Raw genomic sequence first — 19993 nt, 5'->3', positions numbered from 1 at the left:
AATGAACAAAGCTGATCTGCCGACTTCGTCCACGCCGCCTTTCGATCCGGGCCCGCTTTCATGGGTCATGGGCGAAATCCGCGAGGCGCTGGCGCGTTCGAAGACGGCGCTGTTCGAGGCGGGCGGCCGCGATCCCGAAGACCAGGCCACGGCGCTGCAGCATGCGAAATCCCACCTGCACCAGGCGCATGGCGCGCTGCAGATGGTGGACGTGGACGGCGTGGTGCTGGTCACCGGCCTGGCCGAGCAGGCGCTGGACCGCTTCAAGGACGGCAGCCTGAAGGTGAATGCGGACAATGTGCAGGTGGTGGCCAACCTCTATCAGGCGCTCGCGGAATACCTGCAGGAACTGGTGGACGGTGCGCCCTTCCAGCCGGTGCGCCTCTTCCCCTATTTCCGCGACATGCAGCGCATGCTGGGCGCGGAGCGCGTGCATCCGGCGGACCTGTTCTTCCCCGATTTCTCGCAATGGCCCGAGCTGCCTGCAACGCCGGACGCCGGTGTGCCGGACTTCGCTGCGCTGCGCCAGCGTTTCGAACGCGCGCTCCTGCCTTTCCTGAAAGCGGCCGACGCCGCTGCACAGGCGGCATCGGCCGCCGCCCTGCGCGATGCCGTGGCGGCGGTGGCGGACACGCAGGCCGACCGCCGCCTGCGCGTCTTCTGGCGCACCATGCAGGCCTTCGCGGAACTGGTGGCGTCGGGCCAGTTGCCCAACAGCCTGTATGTAAAGCAGCTGTTCGGCATGATCAATATGCAGATCCGCCTTCTGTCGCAAGCCGCGCCGCAACTCCCGGAAGCGATGCTGCGCGACGCGCTGTTCTTTGTCGCAGCGGCGGACGAATCGCAGCTCAGCCCCCTGGCGCTACAACTGCGCAGCGCCTATGCCCTGGACGGCATGGTGCCGCAGAACTACGATGAACGCCGCTACGGCCAGCTGGACGAGCAGGCGCTGGCCCGCGCCGGGAATGCGCTGGCACAGGCCAAGGCGGCCTGGCACCGCATCGAGCAGGCCGACCCCGATCCGCAAGTACACAGCGAGTTCACTGCCGCCCTGTCGCAACTGGCCGGAGAGGCGGGCAAGCTGGGTCTCGCGCCGCTGGCAGCGCTGATGCGCCAGCTGTCCAGCGTAGCCGATGGCGCGCTGGCTGTAGGGCGAAGCGAGGAACTGGGGCTGGAAATGGCGGGCGCGCTTCTGTTTGCGGAGCATGCGCTGGCGCAGATTCGACGCCTGCCGGACGGTTTTACCGCCTATGCCGATACCATCGGCGCGCGCCTCCAGGCCCTTCTGGCGGGCGACACGCCGCCTGCGCCCGCGCAGTGGCAGGAGGCGCTGGCCCAGCAGCTGCAGCAGGACGACACGGTGGCGGCGCTCGCCGCCGAAATGCGGGCCGCGCTGCGCCAGGTGGAGAAGGTGCTGGACGAGTTTTACTCCGATGCGTCGCGCCGTTCCGAGCTCACCGGCCTCGACCCTGTGCTGCACCAGCTGGAAGGCGCGCTCTCGGTGCTGGACCAGGACGACGCCATGCGTGCGGCAGCGCACGTGCGCAGCGCCGTTGCGACCCTGGCGCAGGACAGCGGCGACAACGCCAGACAGCTGGACGAGATTGCGCAGAACGTCGGAGCCATGGGCTTTTTCGTGGACATGCTGGCCCAGAACGCCGCAGGAGCGCGCGAGCGCTTCGTATTCGACGAGGCGCAAGGCAGCTTCCGTGCGGTGCCGTTCCGTAAGATCGCTGGTCCCGAATCGATTCCGGTGCTGGACGAGAAAGTGCCCGCGCCGCCGCCGCTATCGCCAGCTGCCGCTGAGACAGTGGCGGACGAGGCGGCGGACGCCGAGCTGCTCGAAGTGTTCATCGCCGAAGCGCAGGAAGTCCTGGGACTGATTGGCGAGAAGCTTGGCCCGGCGCGCCCTGAGCTGCAGACGGTGGATGGACTGACCGTGCTGCGCCGCTCCTTCCACACGCTGAAGGGTAGCGGGCGCATGGTGGGGCTCACGGAATTCGCCGACGCGGCAGCCGCCATCGAAAGAGTGCTGAATGTGCGCCTTGCCGACGAACGCGCGGCGGATGAACACCTGCTGGCGCTGCTCGACTGGGCGCGCGCAGAGCTGGATGTGTGGGTCGGCGAGATCGTCGCCCATGGCATGTCGCCGCGCCAGGCCGCTCCCGTCATGCAGGCTGCGTCGCAGGTGCAGGCGGGCTATGGCTTCGAATTGCCGGCCGAGCCGGTGGAGGACCTGGAAGCGGAAGCGACGCCGGATATCGCGGTGGCCGAGCCGGAGGAACCGGAAGCCACAGGCGACAACGTCAAATTTGTCGGCCGCCTCGCGATACCGCTCCCGCTCTACAACATCTATGTGTCGGAGGCGGACGGCCTGGTGCGCCTGCTGGCGGAAGATTTCGCCGAATGGCGCCAGGCCGCGCAGCGGCCCGTCAACACGGAAGCACTGCATGCCGTGCACACGCTGACCGGCATTTCGGGCACGGTTGGTTTCAAGGCATTGCGCGAGCTCGCCCACGCGCTTGAAACGAGCATGCAGGCCCTGTCGGCGCCCGCACCGCAGCTGGACCCGGCGCAGCACGATCTGCTGGATTTCGCGGTCGCCCGCATCCGCCAGATGCTGGAAAGCTTCCGGGCGGGCGAAATGCCGGATGAGCAGCCCGAGCTCATTGCCGCACTGGATGCGATGCGTGAGGAAGTGGCCGCGCCGCGCGCGCAAGGCGAGCTGAATGCGCGGCTGGACAGCATGTTCGCCGACGCGGCGAGCGCACCTGCGCCCGTCACGGAAGACGATCTCGCGGCGCGCCTGGACGCCCTGTTCACGGACACCTACCATGCGCTGATCGCCAATCCGCCTCCCCTGCCGGAGCGGGGCAGCGAGCTTCGTCCCACGCCGCAGCTGGCGAAGCAGGACGAGCATATCGACGACCTGTTCAACGCAGCCTTCGATGACGCCTTCGCCGAGCCGCCGCTGACGCAGGTCGCCCCTCCGCCGCTGCCACAGCAGCCGGTCGCCATACCGCCGGTCGCGGTTCCGGCAGCGCCGGAGCCTCCGCCCGGCCCGCTCGAAGCGCTCGGCCTTGAGCCGCCATCGGCCCCTGAACCCGATTACGCTGCCGCGCCCGAACTGGTCGCCGCCGAGCCCGATCCGGAGATCGAGCTGCTCGCGCTGCCCGCCGCCGAAGCAACCCTGTCGGAAACTGCGCCCTCCGCCATCGGGGACGATATCGACCCCGACCTGCTGCCCGTGTTCCTGGAAGAGGGCGCCGACCTGCTGCCGCAGGTGGGCGAAACCCTGCGCGCCTGGCACAACGCCCCGGCCGACACGGCCCACGCCCACACCCTGCAGCGCATCCTGCACACGGTGAAAGGCAGCGCGCGCATGGCCGGGGCGATGCGCCTGGGCCAGCACGCGCACGAAATCGAAACGCACGTCGAGAACATGGTCCACGCGGGCAGCGTGCCGCAGCAGGCCTTCGACGAGCTCATGGCCCATTACGACCATGCCCTGCTGCTGTTCGAACAGCTGCAGAATCCATCGCCAGTCGAAGCGCCGCAGGCCGAAGAACAGCCGGAGGCCGAGGCAGGCGAGGCCGCCGATGCCGCCGCGCGGCAGCCTCTGGTCCGCGTCCGTGCCGACCTGCTGGACCGCCTTGTCAACCAGGCAGGTGAAGTGGCCATCACCCGTTCGCGCCTGGAAAACGAGGTGGGCGTGCTGCGCACCTCGCTGGCGGACTTCCAGGACAACCTGGCCCGCCTGCGCCGCCACCTGCGCGAAGTGGAAATGCAGGCCGAAACCCAGATTGCATCGCGCCTCTCCATCGCGGGCGAACGCGAGTTCGATCCGCTGGAGTTCGATCGCTTCACCCGCCTGCAGGAACTGACCCGCATGATGGCGGAAAGCGTCAACGACGTCGCCGCCTTCCACGAAGGCCTGATCCGCTCTGTGGACAGCGCGAGCGACGATCTCGCCCAGCAGGCCCGCATGACGCGCGAGCTCCAGCGCGACCTGATGCGCGTGCGCATGGTGCCCTTTGCCAGCATCGCAGAGCGCCTCTTCCGCATCGCCCGCCAGGGCGCGAAGGAAATGGACAAGCGGGTCAACCTCGATATCCGGGGCGGCGCCGTGGAGATGGACCGCGGTGTGCTGGAGCGCATGTCCGCGCCCTTCGAACACCTTCTGCGCAACGCCATCGTGCACGGTATCGAATCGCGCGAAGAGCGCAGCGCCCACGGCAAGCAGGAGACCGGGGAACTGCTGGTGGAGGTAAGCCAGCAAGGCAATGAAGTGATCCTGGAGTTCAGCGACGATGGTGCAGGCCTGGACCTGGACCGCATTCGCGCCCGCGCCCGCGAGCGTGGCCTGAGCGGCGATGCGGAACTGGGCGATGCCGACACTGCGCAGTTGATCTTCGAGCCCGGCTTCTCCACGGCGGACACGCTGACCGAATTGGCGGGACGCGGCGTGGGCATGGATATCGTGCGTGCTGAAGCGTCGGCGCTGGGCGGCCGGGTGGAAATCTGGACCGAACGCGGGAAGGGTACGCGCTTCACCATCCATCTGCCGCTCACCCTCGCCGTCACGCAGGTGGTGCTGCTGGCTGCGGGAGGGAAGACCTACGCCATTCCCGCCGTGCTGGTGGAGCAGGTGTTGCAGATGAAGGAGGGCGCGCTGGCCGAGGCGTCGGCGTCCGGTATGCTCACCATGCAGGGCCAGAGCGCAGCGCTGCACTACCTGCCAGCCCTTCTGGGCGACAGCGCCGCGCGCCCATTGGCGCAGCGCTCGACGCCCGTGCTCCTGCTGCGCAGCGGCGCGGACCGCCAGGCCCTGCACGTGGACGAGATTCTCGGCAACCGCGAAGTGGTGATCAAGAATATCGGCCCGCAGCTGGCGCGCGTGCCCGGCATTGCGGGGGCCACGGTGCTCGGCTCCGGCGAGATCGTGCTGATACTGAACCCCGTGGCGCTGGCCCAGCAGCCCGGCCGCGCCGCGCCTTCGGCGCTGCCGCCGGTGCAGGCGGAGGGCCTGATCATGGTGGTGGACGATTCGGTCACCGTGCGCAAGGTCACCCAGCGCCTGCTGGAACGCGAGGGCTATGCCGTCATGCTGGCGAAGGATGGTGTGGATGCACTGGAACAGATCCAGGACCGCAAGCCGGACCTCATGCTGGTGGATATCGAAATGCCGCGCATGGACGGTTTCGACCTCACCCGCCACATTCGCGGCGGCGAGGCCACGAAGGACATCCCCATCATCATGATTACCTCGCGCAGCGCGGACAAGCACCGCAACTATGCCATGCAGCTCGGCGTGAACGCCTATTTCGGCAAGCCCTTCCAGGAGCCGATTCTGCTGGGCGCCATTGCGGGCCTGCTGCCTAAGCAGCCTTGACGACGGCGTAGCGTTCCAGCGTGCGGCGGCGCGCCTCCTCGTGTTGCACGATGGGCAGGGGATAGTCCCGGCCCAGCACGACGCCGCGCTGCGCCAGCAGCTCCTGCGGCAGGAGCCAGGGCGCGTGGATCTCCTTGTCCTGCAGCCCGCGCAGCTGCGGTAGCCAGGCCCGGATGAATTCACCCGCGCCATCGAACTTCTGCGACTGGGTGACAGGGTTGAAGATGCGGAACCAGGGCTGGGCGTCGCAGCCGGACGATGCGGCCCATTGCCAGCCTCCGTTATTTGCGGCGAGATCGAAGTCGTTCAGCCGCAGTGCAAAATACGCTTCGCCGCGCTGCCAGCTGATGCCCAGGTCCTTCACCAGGAAGCTCGCCGTGACCATGCGCAGCCGGTTGTGCATGAAGCCCGTGCGGTTCAGCTGCAGCATGGCGGCATCCACCAGCGGATAGCCGGTACGCCCTTCGCACCACGCGGCAAAGGTCTCATCCGCCTCCGGCCCGCTTTCCCATTCGATGCGGTCATAGGCGGGCCGGAAAGAGGCGCCTGCGGCATGGGGATGATGGAAGAGGATCATCTGGTAGAACTCGCGCCACACGAGTTCCGAGAGCCATACCTCGCCCCCGGCGCCCGACTGGCCGCGTGCCGACAGTTCCGCCGCCGTCCGCACCAGGTGGCGGATGGACACAGTGCCGAAGCGCAGGTGCACCGAGAGGCCCGAGGTGCCGCGCCGGGCCGGGAAGTCCCGCGCCACGCCATAGTCGGCGAGATGGGGCAGGAATGCTTCGAGCAGCCCCGCTCCGCCGCTCATGCCCGTCTGGATGCCGAGCTCCCGCAGGCCGCTGCGTTCGAAGCCGAGCGCCTCTAGCGAAGGCAGGCCGCTGCGGCCGGGCGCCAGCCGGGACGCGAAAGGCTCGATCCGCCAGGGCGCGAGCACCGATGGATCCCATTCGAGCTTCTTCAGCCACGCCCTCTTGTATGGCGTGAATACGGAAAAGGGCGTGCGGGATAGGGACAACACTTCGGACTTCTCGAAGATCACCTGGTCCTTGAACAGGCGCAGCGCGCGGCCTTTCGCGGCGAGCGCCTGTGCCACGGCCTCGTCGCGCGCAATCGCCCGCGGTTCGTAGTCGCCGTTGGCAAACACGGTATCGGCGCCCAGCTCCTCCGCCAGGGCCGGGATGGCGGTGGCTGCCTCGGCATGGCGTACGATGAGGTGGCCGCCCAGGACTTCCAGCTCCCGCGCCAGCTCGGCCACGCTGGCATGGATGAACTCAACCCGGCGGTCGACGCGGGGCAGGGCGGCGAGGATCGCCGTATCGAAAACGAAAACACAGTAAACGCGGCCGCAGGACCGGAGCGCGTGGTGCAGGGCGGCGTGATCGAAGCTGCGCAGGTCGCGGCGGAACCAGACGAGACCAGTACTCATGTGAAATGTCCAGGACAAAAAAAAGAGCAGCTATTATTGCCGAGAATCATGCCGAAAGGCTGTCTTGCTGGCCCGCGCGGGTGGCTGAAACGGCAATTCATAGTAAACTGTCGGCATATTCCACAAGATTCCGCTGGAATAGTGAAGAAATATCAAGAGATTGCCAGCAGAGAGCACCGCGTATGAAGAAAAGCAAAGTCAGCAAACCTCTAGCTGTGCCCGGCATGATGCAAGAAAGCGGCGATCCCTTGCAGAGCGCCGAAGCGTCCATTTCGCCTGCGCTGAACCTGGCCAACCACTTCCTCATCGCCATGCCTTCCATGCAGGACCCCGTCTTCGGCGGCACCGTCGTCTATGTGTGCGAGCACAACGAGAACGGCGTGCTGGGCGTGGTCATCAACAAGCCCACCGACATGACCATGGACGTGCTCTTCGAGCGCATCGACCTCGAAGTGGAGGCGCAGGGCGGCCGCTATCTGGAATCGGCGCCCATCATGTTCGGCGGCCCGGTGCAGGACGACCGCGGCTTCGTGCTGCATACCCCCGGCGCGCGCTACTCCTCCTCGCTCACCGTGACCAACGACGTGGCCTTCACCACCTCCATCGACGTGCTGGAAGCGGTGGCCAAGGGCAATGGCCCGGAGCGCATGCTGGTGTCCATCGGCTACTCGGGCTGGAGCCCAGGACAGCTGGAGGACGAAATCAGCCGCAACGGCTGGCTCACTGTCACTGCCGACCCGCGCATCCTGTTCGACATGCCGATCGAAGAACGCTATGTCGCCGCCATGAAGCTGCTGGGCATCGACCCGCTGATGCTCACCTCCGAAGCGGGCCATGCATAGTCCTGAAACGGTATTCGGCTTCGACTTCGGCCTCAAGCGTATCGGAGTCGCAATGGGGAACACAATGATCGGCCAGGCAGCACCGCTGGCCGTTATTACATCGGTCGGCAACGATGCGCGCTTTGCCGATATCCGGGCCCTGATCGAGAAATGGGGCCCGACCCGCTTCGTGGTCGGCCTGCCCCTGCACCCTGACGGCGCCGAACACGAAATGACGGCGCGCTGCCGCCGCTTCGCCAACCAGCTGCACGGGCGCTTCAATATTCCGGTGGTGCTGGTCGATGAACGCTACTCCTCGGCCGTTATCCAGGCCAAACGGGGCGAAGTGATCGACGACCGGGCCGCCTCCATCATCCTGCAACAATACTTTGACGAATATGTCCCTCAATAATCCTTCCGGCCTCGATGCAGAACGGCTCTACGCCAGCCTGCTCGAACAGGTCAAGACCGGCCTGGCGGGCGCCAGCGAACCGGCCATCGTCGGCATCCATTCCGGCGGCGCGTGGATCGCCGAGCGCCTGGCGCGCGATCTGGGCCTGGGGGCGCGTTTCGGCGTGCTCGATGTGTCCTTCTACCGCGACGACTATGCGAAGAAAGGCCTGCCTGCCGAGGTGAAGCCCACCTCCATCAATTTCGACGTGAGCGGCGCCACCATCCTGCTGGTGGACGATGTGCTCTATACCGGCCGCACCACGCGCGCCGCGATCAACGAGCTGTTCGACTATGGCCGCCCGGCGCGCATCCTGCTCGCCGCGCTGGTGGACCGTGGCGGACGCCAGCTGCCGGTGGCCGCCGACTTCGTGGCCGCCACCACGCAGGTGGAGCCGGGCCAGGCGCTGCGCCTGAAGCAGGACAGCGCGGGACAATTCACTCTGACCATCGAACAAGACCATGCTTAATCCGCAACTGAACAAACACGGCGAGCTGCAGCATCTGCTGACGACGGAAGGCCTGCCCAAGGCCATCGTCAACCAGATTCTCGACACCGCCTCCTCCTTCGTGAGCGTGTCCGACCGCGAAGTGAAGAAAGTGCCGCTGATGCGCGGGAAGAGCGTGTTCAACCTGTTCTTCGAGAACTCCACGCGCACCCGCACCACCTTCGAGATCGCCTCGAAGCGCCTGTCGGCGGACGTCATCAACCTGAATATCCAGGCTTCCTCGACCACCAAGGGCGAGTCGCTGCTGGACACCATCGACAATCTCTCCGCCATGCACGCGGACATGTTCGTGGTGCGCCACTCGCAGTCCGGCGCGCCCTACCTGATCGCCAAGCACCTGCACGACACGAAGCAGAACCACGTGCACGTGGTGAACGCGGGCGACGGCCGTCACGCCCACCCCACGCAGGGCCTGCTGGACATGTACACCATCCGCCACTACAAGAAGGACTTCACCAACCTGACGGTGGCGATCGTCGGCGACATCCTGCACAGCCGCGTCGCGCGCTCGGACATCCACGCGCTCACCACGCTGGGCGTTCCCGAGATCCGCGCCATCGGCCCGCACACGCTGCTGCCGGGCGGCCTCGATCAATTGGGCGTGCGCACCTTCACCAACATGGACGAAGGCCTGAAAGGCGTGGACGTGATCATCATGCTGCGCCTGCAGAACGAGCGCATGAGCGGCGCGCTGCTGCCATCGGCGCAGGAATACTTCAAGAGCTACGGCCTCACGCCGGAACGCCTGGCGCTGGCCAAGCCGGACGCCATCGTCATGCACCCCGGTCCCATGAACCGCGGCGTGGAAATCGATTCGGCGGTGGCGGACGGGCCGCAGGCCGTGATCCTGCCGCAGGTGACCTTCGGCATTGCGGTCCGCATGGCGGTGATGAGCATTTTGGCAGGAAACCAGGGATGAAACTTCATATCAAGAATGGCCGACTGATCGATCCGGCCAACCAGATCGACGGCCAGCAGGACCTCTACATCGCGGACGGCAAGGTCGCCGCCGTGGGCGCGGCGCCCGCAGGCTTCGTGGCCGACCGCACCATCGACGCGCAAGGTCTCGTGGTGGCGCCGGGACTGGTGGACCTTTCGGCCCGCCTGCGCGAACCGGGCTACGAATACAAAGCCACGCTGGAATCGGAAATGCAGGCCGCCATGCAGGGCGGCGTCACGAGCCTGGTCTGCCCGCCGGACACCGACCCGGTGCTCGACGAGCCGGGCCTGGTCGAAATGCTCAAGCACCGCGCCAAAGGCCGCAACCAGGCCAATGTGCATCCATTGGGCGCGCTTACCATCGGCCTGAAAGGCGTGGCGCTGACCGAGATGGCCGAGCTCACGGAAGCAGGCTGCGTCGGTTTCTCGCAAGCCGAAGAACCGGTGACGGATACCACGGTGCTGCTGCGCGCCATGCAGTACGCGAAGACCTTCGGCTATACCGTGTGGCTGCGTCCCCAGGACGCCTACATCGGGCGTGGCGGCGTGGCGCACAGCGGCCCCCTGGCCTCGCGTCTCGGCCTGTCCGGCGTGCCGGTGATGGCCGAGACCATCGCCCTGCACACGATCTTCGAACTGATGCGCGCCAGCGGCGCGCGCGTCCACCTCTGCCGCATCTCCTCCGCGGCGGGCCTGGAACTGGTGCGTGCTGCCAAGGCCGAGGGCCTGCCGGTCAGCTGCGACGTTGGCGCCCACCATGTGCACCTGACGGACACCGACATCAACTTCTTCGATTCCAATGCGCGCGTGACGCCCCCCTTCCGCACTCAGCGCGACCGCGAGGCCATCCGCGCCGGCCTGCTGGACGGCACGGTCGATGCCCTGTGCTCCGACCACACCCCGGTGGACGACGACGAGAAACTGCTGCCCTTCGGCGAAGCGTCGCCCGGCGCCACAGGCCTCGAACTGCTGCTCTCGCTGGCCGTGAAATGGGCGGACGACTATGCCGCCGCGCAGCAGGGCGCAGGCGCCCTGTCCCGCGCGCTGGCGCGCGTCACCTGCGAAGCGGCCCGCGTGGCGGGCCTGGACGCGGGCACGCTGGGCGTCGGCAAGGCTGCGGACGTGGTGCTGTTCGACCCGGCTGCGCGCTGGGAAGTGAAGGCGTCGGCGCTGGCCAGCCAGGGCAAGCACACGCCCTTCCTCGGCTACGAAATGCCGGGGCAGGTGATGGCCACCATCGTTGCAGGCCGCGTGGCCTTCGAAAGGAACGCGCGCTGACATGGCTGTAGCAATACGCCTGGTGCGCGTGATCGCGCACCTGTTCCGCGGCATGGCCGTCTGCGCGCTGGTCTTCCCCTTCATCGGGGCGGAAGCGCGGGACATCCACATCCGGCGCTGGTCGCGGCACCTGCTCGCCATCTGCGATGTCAGCGTGCAGATCACGGCGGGCAGCGCTGCGCCGCGCCAATGCGCGCTGGTGGTGGCGAATCACGTATCCTGGCTGGACATCTTCGTCATCAACGCGCTGTACCCATGCCGTTTCGTGGCCAAGGCCGAAATCCGCTCCTGGCCGCTGGCGGGCTGGCTGGTGGAGAAGGCGGGCACCGTCTTCATCGCGCGCGGCAACCGGCGCGACCTGCGGCACATCTTCAAGGGCCTGGTGGACACGCTCAAGTCAGGTCAGCGCGTAGCCTTCTTCCCCGAAGGGACCACGGCCCCGCAAGGCACGCTGCTGCCCTTCCACGCCAACCTCTTCGAAGCCGCCATCGATTCGAAAGCGCGGGTGCAGCCCTACGCGATCACCTACGTCGACGACCGCCTGAAGCCGCACCCCTCGGTCGACTTCATCGGCGACATGACCTTCGTGCAAAGCATGATGGCCATCCTCAAGGGCGGCCCGATCCGCGCGCGCGTGACCATCCTTCCCGCGATCCAGAGCGCCGGCTCGCACCGCCGCGACCTCGCCGCCGCCGCCGAAAAAACCATCCGCACCGCCCTGCGCATCCCTGAAAGCGACCCACCCGACAACGCCGATATTTCTTAAAGGGGACAGACCCCTTTAAGAAATTTCTTAAAGGGGTCTGTCCCCTTTAAGAAATTTTTGCTTGGCGGTATTGGGTGCAGGGGATTTGGAGGAGGCTGTGGTCGTCCAGGCAGACGGCCGAGAGCTGGCCGCCCCAGACGCAGCCGCTGTCCAGGGCGATAATGCCGGGCTTGACCTGCAGGCCTAGAGCCGACCAGTGGCCGAAGACCACCGTCACGTCCGCCGTGCGGCGGCCGGGCACTTCGAACCAGGGCATCAGCCCCGTGGCCGGGTCGGCATGCGCGCTTTCCTTCATCTTGAAGTCCATGACGCCTTCCGCCGTGCAGAAGCGCATGCGGGTCAGCGCATTGACGATGCAGCGCAGCCGCGCCGCACCCCGCAAGTCGTCGTCCCAGCGGTCGGGCTGGTTGCCGTACATTTCGGCGAGAAAGCCGGTCCAGTGTTCGCTGCGCAGCGCCGCCTCGACTTCGCCCGCCAGGGCCATGGTCTGGGCCGCCGTCCACTGGGGCAGCACGCCGCCGTGCACCAGCAGGTGGCCGGCGCGCAGAATGGCCATGGGGCGGTGCCGCAGCCAGTGCAGCAGGGCTTCGCGGTCGGGCGCGCGCAGGATGGTGTCGAGCGTGTCGGAACCCGATTCGGGACGGATCCCGTTGGCCACCGCCAGCAGATGCAGGTCGTGGTTGCCCAGCACGGCATCGATGCGCCCGGCGCTGCCTTGCGCCAGGGCCTGCACGTAGCGCAGGGTGGAGAGGGAGTCGGGCCCGCGATTGATCAGGTCGCCGCAGAAGAGGATGGAAGGGGGCTCGCCGCCACGTTCTGCCTCGCGCGCCAGGATGCGCTCAACTAATGAAACGGTTTCTCCATGACAACCCTGGAGGTCGCCAATCACATAGGTAGGCATATTGTTCCCTGAAGCACGATTGCATTTTTTCAGCGGGACGGCGGCGCTTTCACATACAATCGCGGTTACAACTTCATCAACTTGCTGGACTGGGATACTAAATGATTTTCGTGACTGGCGGTGCTGGTTTTATCGGCTCTAACTTCGTCCTCGACTGGCTCCAGCAGTCGGACGAGCCTGTTCTCAACTTCGATAAGCTGACCTACGCAGGCAACCTGAACAACCTGGCCTCGCTCAAGGGCGATGCGCGCCATATCTTCGTGCGCGGCGATATCTGCGACCGCGAACAGGTGGAAAGCCTGCTCAAGGAACACAAGCCGCGCGCCATCGTCCACTTCGCGGCGGAAAGCCATGTGGACCGCTCCATCCACGGTCCCGGCGAGTTCATCAACACCAATATCAACGGCACCTTCAGCCTGCTCGAAGCGGCCCGCGCTTACTGGAGCGGCCTGCCCGAGGCGGAGAAGGCGGACTTCCGCTTCCTGCACGTGTCCACCGACGAAGTCTACGGCACTCTCGGCCCGGAGGATCCTCCCTTCAGCGAGACCACGCCCTATGCGCCGAACAGCCCGTATTCGGCGTCCAAGGCGGCTTCCGACCACCTGGTGCGCTCCTACCACCATACCTACGGCTTCCCCACGCTGACCACCAACTGCTCCAACAACTACGGCCCCTACCACTTCCCGGAAAAGCTGATTCCGCTGATGATCGCCAACGCCCAGGCGGGCAAGCCCCTGCCCATCTACGGTGACGGCCAGCAGATCCGCGACTGGCTGTATGTGAGCGACCACTGCGCCGCCATCCGCCGCGTGCTGCAGGACGGCCGCCTGGGCGAGACCTATAATGTGGGAGGCTGGAACGAGATGGCCAACCTGGATGTGGTGCATGTGCTGTGCGACATCCTGGACTCGCTCAAGCCCAAGGCCGACGGCAGCAGCTACCGCAGCCAGATCACCTATGTGAAGGACCGCCCGGGGCACGACCGCCGCTACGCCATCGATGCACGCAAGCTGGAACGCGAGCTGGGCTGGAAACCGGCCGAGACCTTCCAGACCGGCATCCGCAAGACCGTGCGCTGGTATCTGGATAACCAGGACTGGGTGCGCGACGTGCAGTCCGGCGCCTATGCCAAGTGGATGGAAACCAATTACTTCAACCGGGAAGTCGCCTGATGAACTCGAACCGCAAAGGCATTATCCTCGCCGGGGGCTCCGGCACCCGCCTGTATCCGGTCACCATGAGCGTGTCCAAGCAGCTGCTGCCGATCTACGACAAGCCCATGATCTACCACCCGCTCACCACGCTGATGCTGGCGGGCATGCGCGAGATCCTCATCATCTCCACGCCCCAGGACACGCCACGTTTCAAGGAGTTGCTGGGCGATGGCAGCCAATGGGGCCTGAAACTGAGCTATGCCGTGCAGCCTTCGCCGGACGGGCTGGCCCAGGCCTTCCTGATCGGCCGCGAGTTCGTGGGCAATTCCCCCTCCGCCCTGATCCTGGGCGACAACATCTACTACGGCAACGACCTGGACGCGCTCCTGAACAACGCGGCCCGCCGCACGGAAGGGGCCACGGTCTTCGCCTACCATGTGCACGACCCGGAGCGCTATGGCGTGGTGGAATTCAATGCCGACCGCCAGGCGGTGAGCATCGAGGAAAAGCCGAAGCAGCCCAAGTCCAACTACGCGGTCACCGGCCTGTATTTCTACGACAACCAGGTCTGCGATATCGCCGCCAGCATCAAGCCGTCCGCACGGGGCGAGCTGGAGATTACGGACGTGAACAAGGCCTACCTGGAAGCGAAGCAGCTGAAGGTGGAGCTCATGGGCCGCGGCATGGCCTGGCTCGATACCGGCACTCACGAATCCCTGCTGGACGCCTCCCAGTTCATCGCCACCATCGAGCGCCGCCAAGGCCTGAAGGTGGCCTGCCCCGAGGAGATCGCTTTCCGCAAGGGCTACATCGATGCGGCCCAGCTGGCGCGGCTGGCGGAGCCCCTGAAGAAAAACGGCTACGGCCAGTATCTGCTGCAGATTTTGGAAGACAAGGTAATCCCCCGATGAAAGTGATTCCGACCGCGATCGACGGTCTGCTGGTGATTGAACCCACGGTCTTCGGCGATGACCGGGGCTTCTTCTTCGAAAGCTATAACGAGCGCCGTTTCCGTGAATTGACGGGAGTTCGCGCGGAGTTCGTGCAGGATAACCACTCCCGCTCGGCGCGCAAGGTGCTGCGCGGCCTGCACTACCAGATCCAGCAGGCCCAGGGCAAGCTGGTGCGCGTCACTGCGGGCAGCGTGTTCGACGTGGCCGTCGACTTGCGCAAGAGCTCGTCGACCTTCGGCCAGTGGTACGGCCTCGAACTGTCCGCCGAGAACAAGCGCCAGCTCTGGATCCCGCCCGGCTTTGCCCATGGCTTCCTCGTTACCAGCGAACACGCCGAATTCCTGTACAAGACCACGGACTACTACGCCCCCGAGCATGAGCGCGCCATCCTGTGGAACGACCCCGCGCTGGGCATCGAATGGCCGCTGGACGGCGAGCCTCTCCTGTCCGGCAAGGACCAGAAGGGCCTGCTGCTCGCCGCTGCGGAAGTGTTCGAATGAAGATCCTGCTGACCGGCTGCACCGGCCAGGTAGGCTATGAGCTGGAACGCAGCCTGCAGGGCCTGGGCCAGGTGGTGGCGGTGGACCGCAGCCGCATGGACCTTTCCGACCTGGACCAGGTGCGCGCCGTGATCCGCGCCGAACGTCCGGGCCTCATCGTCAACCCTGCCGCCTACACGGCGGTGGACAAGGCCGAAAGCGAGCCCGGACTGGCGCACCGCATCAATGCCGAGGCCCCGCGGGTGATGGCGGAGGAGGCGAAAGCCCTGGGCGCGGCCCTGGTGCACTACTCCACCGACTACGTCTTCCCCGGCGACGATCCCGCTCCCCGCAGCGAGGACGATGCCACCGCGCCCATCAACGTCTATGGCGCCAGCAAGCTGGCGGGCGAGCAGGCCATCGCCGCTTCCGGCGTCCGCCACCTCATTTTCCGCACCAGCTGGGTGTATGGCATGCGCGGCAAGAACTTCCTGCTCACCATGCTGCGCCTGGCGAAGGAGCGCGAGGAGCTGCGCATCGTCGCCGACCAGCACGGCGCCCCCACCTGGAGCCGCACCATCGCCGACACCACGGCCCTGGTGCTGGCGCAGGCGGCGCAGGGCGGGGAGGGCTGGTGGCGCGAGAACGGCGGCATCTACCACCTGAGCAGCCAGGGCCAGACCACCTGGTTCGATTTCACCCGCGCCATCCTGGAGCAGGCCGGCATCGAGTGCAGGCTGGTGCCCATCACCTCGGCGGAATATCCGGTTCCTGCCCGCCGTCCGCATTACTCCGTCATGTCGTCCCAGCGCCTGCTGGACCGTTTCTGCTCCCTTCCTTCGTGGGAGGAGGCCCTGCGCCTCTGCATGAACTGAGTGGGAAAGCGCGGCGTTTGCTAGAATGCCGCGCCCTGAGCGATTATTCTTTTACTCAGCATTAATCCGGTACAATCGCCGGTTAGCGCTCAGGCCCCAACCCCATAAAAACCGATGTTTTCTTTTCTAGTAAGCTTTGTCGCTTCCGCCCTGCTGACCCTGCTGGTCATCAAGGAGGCGAGATTGCACGGGCCCGCGCTGGATGCGGATTTTCACGGCGTCCAGAAAGTCCACGCCCATTCCGTGGCCCGTATTGGCGGGCTCTCCATTTTCCTCGCCGTGTCGCTCAGCGCCTGCATCTCCATCTGGCGGGTGCCTGCCATGACGACCTGGATGCTGTCCCTCCTTTCCTGCGCCAGCTGCGCCTTCGTGGGCGGCATCGTGGAGGACTATACCGGCCGGGTGAGCGCCGCGCGCCGCCTGATCCTGACCATGATCGCGGCCCTGCTGGGCTATTTCCTGCTCGATGCACGCATCGACCGCCTGGACTGGATCAATATGGTCTGGTCCCTGCCTTATATCTGGCTGACCCTGCCATTGACGGTATTGGCCGTGGCGGGCATTGCCAACGCCATTAATATTATCGATGGATTCAATGGACTGGCCAGCGTGGTTACTATCTGCATGCTGCTGTCCCTGGGTTATGTCGCCTTGCAGGTCAGCGATATGTTCGTGCTGGTGGCCGCCCTCATGGTGGCGGGCGCGACCGCGGGTTTCCTGATCTGGAATTATCCCGCCGGCCTGATATTCCTGGGCGACGGCGGCGCTTACTTTATCGGCTTTATGCTGGGCGAACTGGCCCTGCTGCTGGTAATGCGTAATCCGGAAGTTTCTACGTGGTATGCGGCCTTGCTGTTAATTTATCCTACTTTTGAAACTTTATTTTCCGTGTATCGACGAATGTTTATTCGCGGAAAATCTCCGGCCATGCCGGACGGTATCCACCTGCACAGCCTCATCTTCCGCCGCGTGGTGCAGTGGGCCGTGGGCCGCAAGGATGCGCGCGCGCTCATGCGCCGCAACTCCCTCACCTCGCCCTATCTCTGGATGTTTTCCCTGATGGCCGTGATTCCAGCCACGGTATTCTGGCGCCATACCTGGGTCCTGATCTGTTTCCTGCTTCTGTTTATCAGCAGTTATGTCTGGCTTTATGTCCGGATAGTGCGGTTCAAGGCGCCGCGCTGGATGATACGTCACCGGAAAAACTGATATCCCGATAATGGTGTATATTGCGCCAGCAAGAGACACTTTATTAACTTAAAGGGATATGACAAATGGATCTGTCGAATATGTCGGCTTCCGATTTGCGCAATCTGCAGGAGCAGATCAAGCGCGAATTGAAAAAACGTGAATCGCAGGACCTGCAAAAGGCGCGCGAGCAGATTTTCGCCATCGCACAAAGCGTGGGCCTTCCGCTGAAAGACCTGGTTGCCAACGGCCGCAATAAAGGCGGCACGGTGGCGCCGCGCTACCATAATCCGAAGGATCCATCCCAGCAGTGGACCGGACGCGGCCGCCAGCCCAAATGGGTGCGGGAATGGCTCGATTCCGGCAAATCGATGGACGACCTGCGCATTTAACACCCTCCGCCCGCCTGGCGGCAGCACTTGCCTGCCGCCAGCATCGCACTTACCATACTGCTTGTTTCCAACCTCGCAAGCCTGCGGCTTCGCCTCTTCCTATTCCTTATGGTTTCCCTCTCCAAATCGATTTTCAAAGCTTATGACATCCGCGGCATCATCGGCAAAACGCTGGACGCGGGAGTAGCCCGCCAGATCGGCCACGCTTTCGGGCTGGCGGCGCTGGCCAGGGGAGAGGGGGCGGTGGTCATCGGCCGCGACGGCCGCCTGTCCGGACCCGAGCTGGCGAAGGCGCTGGCCGAGGGCCTGCAGTCGGCGGGCGTGAACGTGATCGACCTGGGCGTGGTGGCCACCCCCATGGTCTACTTCGGCACCAATGTGCTGGAAACGAAGTCCGGCATCATGGTGACCGGCAGCCATAACCCCCCCGATTACAACGGCTTCAAGATGGTGCTGGCGGGCGAGGCGATCCATGGTGAAGCCATCACGGGCCTGTACCAGAGCATTCTCGACAACGCGGACAAGCTGGCCGAAAAGCCGGGCAGCTACCGCACCCACGATATCCGTGCCGCCTACCTGGAGCGCATCATCGGCGATGTGAAGATCGCGCGCCCCATCAAGATCGCCGTCGATTGCGGCAACGGCGTGGCGGGCGCCTTCGCGGGCGACCTGTATCGCGGCATGGGCTGCGAAGTGATTGAACTGTTCTGCGAAGTGGATGGCAACTTCCCCAACCACCACCCGGACCCCGCGCATCCCGAAAACCTGCAGGATCTGATCCGCTGCCTGCAGGAGACCGACGCCGAAATCGGCCTGGCCTTCGACGGCGACGGCGACCGCCTGGGCATCGTCACCAAGGACGGCCAGATCATCTACCCGGACCGCCAGATGATGCTGTTCGCGGCCGATGTGCTGAGCCGCCATCCCGGCGAGCAGATTCTCTACGACGTGAAGTGCACCCGCCACCTCGCGCCCTATATCACCAAGGCGGGCGGCAAGCCCCTCATGTACAAGACCGGCCACTCGCTGGTGAAGGCCAAGCTGAAGGAAACCGGCGCTCCGCTGGGCGGCGAGATGAGCGGCCATATCTTCTTCAAGGACCGCTGGTACGGCTTCGACGATGGCCTGTACGCCGGGGCGCGCATGCTGGAGATTCTCACGCGCGAGAAAGATCCCTCCGCCCTGCTCAATTCCCTGCCGCAGTCGGACAGCACGCCCGAGCTGCACCTGCACCTGAAGGAAGGCGAGAACTTCGCTCTGATGGACAAGCTGCGCAGCGATGCGAAGTTCCCCGGCAATGAACAGATCATCACCATCGACGGCCTGCGCGTGGAGTATCCGGACGGTTTCGGCCTGGCGCGCTCCTCGAACACCACGCCGGTGATCGTGCTGCGTTTCGAAGCCGAGACCCCGGCCGCGCTGGAACGCATCCAGGGCCAGTTCAAGCAGGTGATCCTGGCTGCCAAGCCGGACGCCGAGCTGCCTTTCTAAGCAGCGCATGAATATCCTGCTGGTGCGCGTCTCCTCGCTGGGGGACGTGCTGCACAACATGCCCATTGTGGCGGACATCAGGCGCCACTTCCCCCATGCGAACATCGACTGGGTGGTGGAGGAGGGCTATGTGAGCCTGGTGCGCCTGAACAGCCAAGTGCGCAACATCATTCCCTTCGCGCTGCGGCGCTGGCGCAAGAGCCTTGGCGACAAGGCCACCCGCGCCGAGATCGGCGCCTTTTTCCGCAGCCTGCGCCAGCAGGAATACGACTACGTCTTCGACACCCAGGGCCTGCTCAAGACCGGCATCATCATGGGCGCCGCGCGCGGCCGCTTCAAGGTGGGCCTGGCCAACGGCAGCGAAGGCTCTGGCTACGAAGGCATTTCGCGCATCTTCCACACGAAAAGCATTCCGCTCGATCCGCGCACGCATGCCGTGGCGCGCGGCCGCCTCGTGGTGGGCGCGGTGCTGGGCTACACGGTCGATACCCCGGCGGACTTCGGCCTGCCAGATGTCTCGCCATCGGATCCGCGTCCCGAATGGATGCCTGCCGAGCCTTACGTAGTCTTCTTCCACGGCACGGCGCGCGACACGAAGAAATGGGCGCCCGCCAACTGGATCGAGTTGGGCAAGGCGCTTGCGCCCATGACCATCCTGCTGCCCTGGGGCTCGGAGAAAGAGAAGCAGGAGGCCGAAACTTTGGCCGCCGCGCTGCCCAATGCGCGCGTGCTGCCGAAGCTCTCCATGGCCGATGCCGTGCTGCTGGCGCGCCACGCGGGGCTGGCGGTTGGCGTGGATACAGGCCTGACGCATATCGCGGCCGCCTTCACGCGGCCTGTGGTTGAAATCTACTGCGATTCGCCGCGCTGGAAAACGGAAGGCAACTGGTCGCCAAAAATCATCAACCTGGGCGACGCCGGTTCGCCGCCGCCGGTGGCCGAAGTGCTGGCCGCCGCCCGAACCCTGCTCGCCTGA

Annotated in this window: 17 protein-coding genes; 15 read left to right on the top strand and 2 right to left on the bottom strand. The window is 65.4% G+C overall.

Annotated elements, in window-relative coordinates; genetic code table 11:
• Position 1: 1 nt before the first annotated feature.
• Positions 2 to 5392: a hybrid sensor histidine kinase/response regulator gene (locus LSQ66_RS17820; protein ID WP_231766529.1), complete on the top strand. Its 5391-nt coding sequence runs from the start codon at positions 2 to 4 to the stop codon at positions 5390 to 5392.
• On the opposite strand, the gene LSQ66_RS17815 is transcribed toward LSQ66_RS17820, so the two are convergent.
• Positions 5379 to 6821 carry a cryptochrome/photolyase family protein gene (locus tag LSQ66_RS17815; RefSeq protein ID WP_231766528.1) on the bottom strand — a complete coding sequence of 481 codons (1443 nt, stop codon included), beginning with the start codon at positions 6819 to 6821 and terminating at the stop codon, positions 5379 to 5381. The two genes, LSQ66_RS17820 and LSQ66_RS17815, sit on opposite strands and share 14 nt — an antisense overlap.
• 227 nt (positions 6822 to 7048) lie before the next feature.
• Between LSQ66_RS17815 and LSQ66_RS17810 the strand changes: the two genes are divergently transcribed.
• The 6 genes from LSQ66_RS17810 to LSQ66_RS17785 are packed head-to-tail and all read left to right on the top strand — an operon-like array spanning position 7049 to position 11584.
• Positions 7049 to 7663, top strand: a complete 615-nt coding sequence (locus tag LSQ66_RS17810) for a YqgE/AlgH family protein (protein ID WP_231770142.1) — start codon at positions 7049 to 7051, stop codon at positions 7661 to 7663.
• Complete coding sequence (gene ruvX, locus LSQ66_RS17805) at positions 7656 to 8054, top strand: Holliday junction resolvase RuvX (RefSeq protein ID WP_231766527.1); 399 nt, start codon at positions 7656 to 7658, stop codon at positions 8052 to 8054. The genes LSQ66_RS17810 and ruvX overlap by 8 nt, the downstream gene beginning before the upstream one ends.
• Entirely contained in the window at positions 8041 to 8562 is a 522-nt protein-coding gene (gene pyrR, locus LSQ66_RS17800) for a bifunctional pyr operon transcriptional regulator/uracil phosphoribosyltransferase PyrR (protein WP_231766526.1), read from the top strand. Before ruvX ends, pyrR begins: the two co-directional genes overlap by 14 nt.
• A complete protein-coding gene (locus LSQ66_RS17795; RefSeq protein ID WP_231766525.1) occupies positions 8555 to 9520 on the top strand; it encodes an aspartate carbamoyltransferase catalytic subunit in 966 nt (321 codons plus the stop codon). Before pyrR ends, LSQ66_RS17795 begins: the two co-directional genes overlap by 8 nt.
• Positions 9517 to 10818 (top strand): dihydroorotase, encoded by a 1302-nt coding sequence (locus LSQ66_RS17790; RefSeq protein ID WP_231766524.1) that lies wholly within the window; start codon positions 9517 to 9519, stop codon positions 10816 to 10818. The genes LSQ66_RS17795 and LSQ66_RS17790 overlap by 4 nt, the downstream gene beginning before the upstream one ends.
• A 1-nt stretch (position 10819) precedes the next feature.
• A complete protein-coding gene (locus LSQ66_RS17785) occupies positions 10820 to 11584 on the top strand; it encodes a lysophospholipid acyltransferase family protein (RefSeq protein ID WP_231766523.1) in 765 nt (254 codons plus the stop codon).
• A 46-nt stretch (positions 11585 to 11630) separates the two neighbouring features.
• Here LSQ66_RS17785 and LSQ66_RS17780 read toward each other — a convergent pair whose 3' ends face one another.
• Positions 11631 to 12485 (bottom strand): symmetrical bis(5'-nucleosyl)-tetraphosphatase, encoded by an 855-nt coding sequence (locus LSQ66_RS17780; protein ID WP_231766522.1) that lies wholly within the window; start codon positions 12483 to 12485, stop codon positions 11631 to 11633.
• Positions 12486 to 12586: 101 nt separating this feature from the next.
• On the opposite strand from LSQ66_RS17780, the gene rfbB reads away from it, so the two are divergent.
• The 8 genes from rfbB (at position 12587) to waaC (ending at position 19993) form a co-directional block, all read left to right on the top strand.
• Entirely contained in the window at positions 12587 to 13657 is a 1071-nt protein-coding gene (gene rfbB, locus LSQ66_RS17775; RefSeq protein WP_231766521.1) for a dTDP-glucose 4,6-dehydratase, read from the top strand.
• Complete coding sequence (gene rfbA, locus LSQ66_RS17770; RefSeq protein ID WP_231766520.1) at positions 13657 to 14550, top strand: glucose-1-phosphate thymidylyltransferase RfbA; 894 nt, start codon at positions 13657 to 13659, stop codon at positions 14548 to 14550. The genes rfbB and rfbA overlap by 1 nt, the downstream gene beginning before the upstream one ends.
• Complete coding sequence (gene rfbC, locus LSQ66_RS17765; RefSeq protein WP_231766519.1) at positions 14547 to 15092, top strand: dTDP-4-dehydrorhamnose 3,5-epimerase; 546 nt, start codon at positions 14547 to 14549, stop codon at positions 15090 to 15092. Before rfbA ends, rfbC begins: the two co-directional genes overlap by 4 nt.
• Positions 15089 to 15946 carry a dTDP-4-dehydrorhamnose reductase gene (gene rfbD, locus LSQ66_RS17760; RefSeq protein ID WP_231766518.1) on the top strand — a complete coding sequence of 286 codons (858 nt, stop codon included), beginning with the start codon at positions 15089 to 15091 and terminating at the stop codon, positions 15944 to 15946. The genes rfbC and rfbD overlap by 4 nt, the downstream gene beginning before the upstream one ends.
• Before the next feature lie 114 nt (positions 15947 to 16060).
• On the top strand, positions 16061 to 17155 hold the full coding sequence (locus LSQ66_RS17755; RefSeq protein WP_231766517.1) for a glycosyltransferase family 4 protein: 1095 nt from the start codon (positions 16061 to 16063) through the stop codon (positions 17153 to 17155).
• Between the two features lie 65 nt (positions 17156 to 17220).
• Entirely contained in the window at positions 17221 to 17526 is a 306-nt protein-coding gene (locus tag LSQ66_RS17750; RefSeq protein ID WP_231766516.1) for an H-NS histone family protein, read from the top strand.
• A gap of 108 nt (positions 17527 to 17634) precedes the next feature.
• A complete protein-coding gene (locus tag LSQ66_RS17745; protein WP_231766515.1) occupies positions 17635 to 19017 on the top strand; it encodes a phosphomannomutase/phosphoglucomutase in 1383 nt (460 codons plus the stop codon).
• Between the two features lie 7 nt (positions 19018 to 19024).
• On the top strand, positions 19025 to 19993 hold the full coding sequence (gene waaC / locus LSQ66_RS17740) for a lipopolysaccharide heptosyltransferase I (protein ID WP_231766514.1): 969 nt from the start codon (positions 19025 to 19027) through the stop codon (positions 19991 to 19993).

The sequence above is a fragment of the Massilia endophytica genome (assembly GCF_021165955.1).
Classification (GTDB): Bacteria; Pseudomonadota; Gammaproteobacteria; order Burkholderiales; family Burkholderiaceae_D; genus Rugamonas; species Rugamonas endophytica.
This window is presented reverse-complemented; position numbering and strand designations above follow the sequence as displayed.

Coding starts and splice junctions, on each gene's coding strand:
- LSQ66_RS17820 (WP_231766529.1), top strand. CDS start 2: ATGAACAAAGCTGATCTGCCGACTTCGTCCACGCCGCCTTTCGATCCG.
- rfbA (WP_231766520.1), top strand. CDS start 13,657: ATGAACTCGAACCGCAAAGGCATTATCCTCGCCGGGGGCTCCGGCACC.
- LSQ66_RS17785 (WP_231766523.1), top strand. CDS start 10,820: ATGGCTGTAGCAATACGCCTGGTGCGCGTGATCGCGCACCTGTTCCGC.
- LSQ66_RS17750 (WP_231766516.1), top strand. CDS start 17,221: ATGGATCTGTCGAATATGTCGGCTTCCGATTTGCGCAATCTGCAGGAG.
- rfbB (WP_231766521.1), top strand. CDS start 12,587: ATGATTTTCGTGACTGGCGGTGCTGGTTTTATCGGCTCTAACTTCGTC.
- LSQ66_RS17780 (WP_231766522.1), bottom strand. CDS start 12,485: ATGCCTACCTATGTGATTGGCGACCTCCAGGGTTGTCATGGAGAAACC.
- rfbD (WP_231766518.1), top strand. CDS start 15,089: ATGAAGATCCTGCTGACCGGCTGCACCGGCCAGGTAGGCTATGAGCTG.
- LSQ66_RS17795 (WP_231766525.1), top strand. CDS start 8,555: ATGCTTAATCCGCAACTGAACAAACACGGCGAGCTGCAGCATCTGCTG.
- ruvX (WP_231766527.1), top strand. CDS start 7,656: ATGCATAGTCCTGAAACGGTATTCGGCTTCGACTTCGGCCTCAAGCGT.
- LSQ66_RS17790 (WP_231766524.1), top strand. CDS start 9,517: ATGAAACTTCATATCAAGAATGGCCGACTGATCGATCCGGCCAACCAG.
- waaC (WP_231766514.1), top strand. CDS start 19,025: ATGAATATCCTGCTGGTGCGCGTCTCCTCGCTGGGGGACGTGCTGCAC.
- LSQ66_RS17755 (WP_231766517.1), top strand. CDS start 16,061: ATGTTTTCTTTTCTAGTAAGCTTTGTCGCTTCCGCCCTGCTGACCCTG.
- LSQ66_RS17745 (WP_231766515.1), top strand. CDS start 17,635: ATGGTTTCCCTCTCCAAATCGATTTTCAAAGCTTATGACATCCGCGGC.
- LSQ66_RS17810 (WP_231770142.1), top strand. CDS start 7,049: ATGCAAGAAAGCGGCGATCCCTTGCAGAGCGCCGAAGCGTCCATTTCG.
- rfbC (WP_231766519.1), top strand. CDS start 14,547: ATGAAAGTGATTCCGACCGCGATCGACGGTCTGCTGGTGATTGAACCC.
- pyrR (WP_231766526.1), top strand. CDS start 8,041: ATGTCCCTCAATAATCCTTCCGGCCTCGATGCAGAACGGCTCTACGCC.
- LSQ66_RS17815 (WP_231766528.1), bottom strand. CDS start 6,821: ATGAGTACTGGTCTCGTCTGGTTCCGCCGCGACCTGCGCAGCTTCGAT.